Raw genomic sequence first — 4,546 nt, 5'->3', positions numbered from 1 at the left:
ATCGCGAACTGGGTGCGGTCGATCAGCCGCTTGACGTCCTTGGCGGCGAGCGAGAACGAATGCGACATGTCGCCGGCGGCCAGATCCGGGAAATCATTCTCCGGCAGCGTCTGCAGCGTGAAGCGGGAGCGGCCGGCACGGATGGCCAGCACCGCGCGGTCGCCGTCGGCCTCCAGCACGATCTGCGAGCCGTCCGGCAGCTTGCGCACGATGTCGTAGAACATGTGCGCCGGCACGGTGGTGGAGCCGGCGGTCGCGGTTTCCGCCGGCAGCGTCTCGGTCACCTCGAGGTCGAGGTCGGTCGCCTTCAGCGACAATTTCGCGTTCTCGGCCCGGACCAGCACGTTGCCGAGGATCGGGATCGTGTTGCGGCGCTCGACCACGCGATGGACATGGCCCAGCGACTTCAGGAGTTGCGCGCGTTCGACCGTAACCTTCATTGCACTACTCGCCCGATCCCAAGAAAACACTGCACTGAGAAGGCCGGGCGGCGGGACGCGCGCCACGGCACCGAAGCCCCGACAAAGCCGGATCATCCAGCCGATATGACCAAAGCTGTCAGGGCCGCACAAGGTGGCCCGGATGGCCCCCGGATTCAAGGGATTGGGGGCAGTTCCCCACGATTTACCGCCCGGAACGAAGACCGCCGCCCAGGCGAGCCGGAGCGGCGGAGAATGGCGGCAGCCCTGGGCCCTTATTCCTGAAGCTGGCGCTTCAGCGATTCCACTTCCTCCGACAGCGCGGTGTCCTTGGAGACCAGCGCCTCGATCTTGCGCACCGCGTGCAGCACGGTGGTGTGGTCGCGCCCGCCGAAGCGGCGGCCGATCTCGGGCAGCGAGCGCAGGGTCAGCGTCTTGGCGAGATACATCGCCACCTGTCGCGGCCGGACCACGTTGGCGGTGCGGCGCGAGGACAAGAGGTCGGAGCGGCTGACATTGTACTGCCGCGCCACCACGCGCTGGATGTCCTCGATCTTGATCCGCTTCGGCTCCTGCGGCCGCACCAGGTCGCGCACCTCGTGCTCGGCCATCTCCAGCGTCACCGGCCGGTTGTTGAGCTTGGAATGCGCCAGCAGGCGGTTGATCGCGCCTTCGAGATCGCGGCCGTTATGGGTGATGGTGCGCGCCAGATAATGCAGCACCTCCTCGGGCACCTCGAACGTCGCATGATGGGCGCGGGCGGCTGCGACGCGCGACTTCAGGATGCCGTGGCGCAGCTCCTCGCCGAGCGAGCCCATCTCGACCACGAGCCCGCCGGCAAGGCGCGAGCGCACGCGGTCGTCGAGGCTCTCGAGGTCGGACGGCGGCCGGTCGGCCGCGATCACGACCTGGCGGCCCGCATCGATCAGCGCGTTCAGCGTGTGACAGAATTCGGCCTGGGTCGACTTGCCCTGCAGGAACTGGAGATCGTCGATGACGAGAACGTCGATGCCGCGCAGCGCTTCCTTGAAGGCCAGCGCCGTCTGCGTCTTCAGCGCGGCGACGAAGCCGTACATGAATTTTTCAGCGGTAAGATACAGCACCTTGCGCTCATTGCCGGAATTGCCGGCCCAGGTCACGGCCTGGAGCAGATGCGTCTTGCCGAGGCCGACGCCGGCATGGATGTAAAGCGGATTGAACATCACGGGGTCGCCGCGGCGTCCCTCGGCAACCTGCCGTGCGGCGGCGTGCGCCAGCGTGTTGGAGCGGCCGACGACGAAGCTCGCGAAGGTCAGGCGCGGATCGAGCGGCGAGCCGCCGAGCGCGTCGTGATTGGCCGAGACCGGCGCGGTCGCAGTCGAGCGCAATTCCGGCGACGGCGCACGGCGCGCCTCGACCGGCGCGGGCATCTCCTTCGGCTGCGCCGAGGGGCGCACGGCGGACCGCACCGTGAGATCGATGCGATGCACTTCCGGCATCTCGGCCTGCCAGCACGACAGCACGCGCTCGGCATAATGGGCCTGGATCCAGCTCTTCAGGAATCGCGTCGGCACCGAGAGCCGCACGCTCTCGTCCTGCACGCCTTCCAGATCCATGCGTGCAAACCAGCTCGTGTAAACGTCTTCGCCAACGCTCGAGCGCAACCGACCCTTCACGCGTGACCAGCGATCCTGTTCCATTGTCATCGTCAGAAAACTTCTCTTGAGAGATTTAGTTGCGTGGTGAGCGCCATGCAGGGTTCCTGCCGGTCCCTGAACTGGCGTGACCTCGAGCGAGTCCATCGTCGGGCATGGCTCGACCGTTCGGCGCGAACGCCGCGGGTCGGATCAGCGATGTCGGAGATGGATGGGTCGCGAGGTCAGCGCGTACTCGGCGCTCCGTCACACGCGGGAGGCTGAATATCCGACGGAGCTGAAACGGCATCGTTGAAATGGGAAACGTGCTTCAATACCGCGTTGAGTCCGTAAGACATGATACCTCCCCGTCTTGCCGTGATCGCTCACGACAAGGTCCTGCGTGTCCTGAAGGCAACCGCGCCGTACTCCTGTCACGGATGCCTGCCCAATGTACTGGTCGTCCGCTCGACTTCGCCGCCTTGCGTGCCGGGTAGCTTTGCGATGCCTCTCATATGCGCATGGCGCGAGCGGGAAGATCCCGCTTGGAGACATTCAGACAACGAACTACCATGCCCATATTGCTATGGGTTTTGTACCGACATCACTTGTTGAAGCGTCGCCTACGTGCACACCGCCGCCGATCCGCACGTTCGCCCCGTTTCCTAAACCGCGCTGGTCTGAAGATCGTGGGCGCCGCTGACGACTAAGGAATACACTAAGCGAAAAGACTCGCAACGAAATTGATTCAGAGTTGAGGCGTCAAAAAACTTGACGTCGGTTAACGCGCGCACGTCTGTCCACAGGCTCGCGAAGCAAGTTTTTGGATTCGTGCACAGAATCGAGCATGCCGCGCGTGATGTGACAATTCTTCGCCATCGCCAAAATTTTTTTACAAATTCGTCACGCGCCCGACGTGCGGGCGAATTTTCCAAATGCTTGTCCCTGCTATGTTGATAAGTGATTATTGAGTCATCGCTTTTCGAGACTCTTTTTGCAGGGTAACTCCACGGTCAAACGCGTTCCGGTGAATCTACGGTGTGCAGAACTGCCTCCCGCCACGATTCAATTCGAGCCCGCAGCACAGGGGTTTTTGCAACGCAGTGAGTTTCCACTGTTGCAGACCATCGGCCGGTAGAACTACGGTGCGAAGAATAACGCTGACGATGCAAATCGTCCGAGCGAGACAACAACCTCGCGCGACGGCTTGCGTGAATGATGCCAGCCAATAAAAAAGCCCGGCGCGATGCCGGGCTGTATCGATGTGCTGATCGGATCAACCGATCGATGTCTTCCGCGAGATCACCTCGCAAGAGGATCTCATGAGGTAACCTCGTGAGGTTAGTTCCGAGGTTACTTGGCGAGCTTGGCGATCTGCGCGGTGAGGCGCGAGACTTTGCGGCTGGCGTTGTTCTTGTGAATGATGTTGCGCTGGGCGGCGCGCATCAAGGCGGGCTCGGCAGTCGCGAGTGCCTTCACGGCAGCAGCGCGGTCGCCGGTCTTGATGGCTTCCTCGACGGTGCGCACCGCGCCGCGCATCTGGGTACGGCGCGACTTGTTGACGGCGGTGCGGCGGGCGATCTTGCGCGTCGCCTTCTTGGCGGAAGTGGTATTGGCCATGGTCTCAATGTCCTTTGCGGGTACCGGTCGCGTCTTGGTCGGATAGCGCCGGCTTGCTTGACCGCGTAATCGACGCTTGGATTCAGGGTGTTCGGTTGCTGGGCCATTCCTGGAACATGAGCGACGGCCTTGCGGCTGTCTCTGAGGCTCCACCGAGGCGTCAAGCTCGAATGAGTCTTGAAGATCGAGGTGCCTGCAACTGCTCAAAGAACAGCGGCGGCGGGATTGCGCCCACCGCCAATTGGCGCCCTTATAGAGAGGGTCTTTGTCACCGTCAACGCTTTCGGGGACCGAAATCCTTCCTTTGCAGGTCCGGATCTGTACCGTAACGCCCTGAAGAGGTTGAATTTCTGCCGTCGCCCGGCTATTGGCTGGCAACGTTTCGCAAGCTCGTCCGATCGGACGGCCATCGCAGGTGAGGCATGATCCGCGGCTTTTTCCGACTGATTGGGCTGTTGCTGCTCGCCGGCGGGTTCATCTTCATGGTCTATGACGGCGCCCGCTGGGTGGCCGACCAGACCCTCAAATTCACCCGGTTCGGCCAGTTCTGGAACGACATCAATCAGGCCAGCCAGGCGGCCTTCCGCACCTGGGTCGAGGCCAAGGCGCCCTGGCTCTGGACCTCGGTGATCCGCCTGCTGCTCGAGCAGCCGGTCTTCGCCGTCCTCGGCATTCTCGGCATCCTGCTGATGATCCTGTTCCGTCCGCGGAAACCGCTGATCGGCTATTCCCGGGATTGAGCCGGGAACTGGCGCCCGCGTGACACGGCTCCTCTTACGCTCCCCTGGAGGGGGAGGGTCGGCACGCGATCGAGCGAAGCGAGATTGCGTGACGGGGTGGGGTGACGGTCTCTCCACATCCAACAGTGCCCGAGGTGGATAGATCACCCCACCC

The 4,546-nt window shown here is 63.0% G+C and carries 4 protein-coding genes; 1 reads left to right on the top strand and 3 read right to left on the bottom strand.

From position 1 onward, the window contains the following. The 3 genes from JHD07_RS33580 to rpsT all read right to left on the bottom strand — a co-directional run. The coding region (locus JHD07_RS33580; RefSeq protein WP_291629969.1) for a DNA polymerase III subunit beta at nt 1-440 on the bottom strand (440 nt) is incomplete at its 3' end. 254 nt (nt 441-694) lie between these two features. Beyond that, on the bottom strand, nt 695-2,104 hold the full coding sequence (gene dnaA / locus JHD07_RS33575) for a chromosomal replication initiator protein DnaA (protein ID WP_291629967.1): 1,410 nt from the start codon (nt 2,102-2,104) through the stop codon (nt 695-697). A 1,281-nt stretch (nt 2,105-3,385) separates the two neighbouring features. After that, complete coding sequence (gene rpsT, locus JHD07_RS33570) at nt 3,386-3,652, bottom strand: 30S ribosomal protein S20 (protein ID WP_035704405.1); 267 nt, start codon at nt 3,650-3,652, stop codon at nt 3,386-3,388. A gap of 422 nt (nt 3,653-4,074) precedes the next feature. Here rpsT and JHD07_RS33565 point away from each other — a divergent pair, with 422 nt between their 5' ends. Beyond that, nucleotides 4,075-4,392, top strand: a complete 318-nt coding sequence (locus JHD07_RS33565; protein ID WP_291629963.1) for a hypothetical protein — start codon at nt 4,075-4,077, stop codon at nt 4,390-4,392. Nucleotides 4,393-4,546: the final 154 nt, after the last annotated feature.

The sequence above is a fragment of the Bradyrhizobium sp. genome, assembly GCF_016462955.1.
Classification (GTDB): domain Bacteria; phylum Pseudomonadota; class Alphaproteobacteria; order Rhizobiales; family Xanthobacteraceae; genus Bradyrhizobium.
The sequence above is the reverse complement of the archived record's forward strand: the minus strand, read 5'-3'. Positions and strand labels throughout refer to the sequence as shown.

Bases quoted from the DNA above. Each gene is read 5' to 3' on its own strand.
- rpsT (WP_035704405.1), bottom strand. From the start codon at position 3,652: ATGGCCAATACCACTTCCGCCAAGAAGGCGACGCGCAAGATCGCCCGC.
- JHD07_RS33565 (WP_291629963.1), top strand. From the start codon at position 4,075: ATGATCCGCGGCTTTTTCCGACTGATTGGGCTGTTGCTGCTCGCCGGC.
- dnaA (WP_291629967.1), bottom strand. From the start codon at position 2,104: ATGACAATGGAACAGGATCGCTGGTCACGCGTGAAGGGTCGGTTGCGC.